1 protein-coding gene is annotated in these 521 nt (G+C 62.2%); it reads right to left on the minus strand.

Annotated features, from left to right (window positions below; translation table 11 throughout):
• Nucleotides 1–521, minus strand: a 521-nt coding sequence (gene trmB, locus CXQ94_RS24130; protein WP_104092597.1) for a tRNA (guanosine(46)-N7)-methyltransferase TrmB, incomplete at both ends; no start/stop codon positions are given.

Here is a 521-nt window from a genome sequence, read left to right on the forward strand (position 1 = left end):
CGTCCATCCTCGGCCAGATTGCGGAAGCCCGGGGCGACGTTCATTACCTCGAGCATGTATTCGGCATAGGGCTCCCAGTCGGTAGCCATATGCAGTACGCCGCCGATCTTCAGCTTGCTGCGCACCAGCTCGGCGAAAGCCGGCTGCACGATACGTCGCTTGTGATGACGGCTCTTGTGCCAGGGGTCCGGAAAGAACAGCAATACGCGGTCCAGGCTGGCATCGGCCACGCAATCGCGCAGCACCTCCAAGGCGTCGCAACTGTGGACCCTGACGTTGTTCAATTTCTGTGACACAAGTCCGCTCAGCAACGCACCGACGCCAGGTTTATGCACTTCCACGCCAATGAAGTCCTGATCCGGCGCCGCGGCGGCCATTTCCAAGGTGGAATGGCCCATGCCGAAGCCGATCTCGAAGGTGCGCGGCGCGCTACGGCCGAACACCTCGTCGAAATCGCGCAGACCGTTCTCGATCTCCAGGCCGAACTTCGGCCAGCCTTGCTCCAGGCCACGCTGCTGGCC

The sequence above is a fragment of the Arthrobacter sp. GMC3 genome, from assembly GCF_002929305.1.
Classification (GTDB): domain Bacteria; phylum Actinomycetota; class Actinomycetes; order Actinomycetales; family Micrococcaceae; genus Specibacter.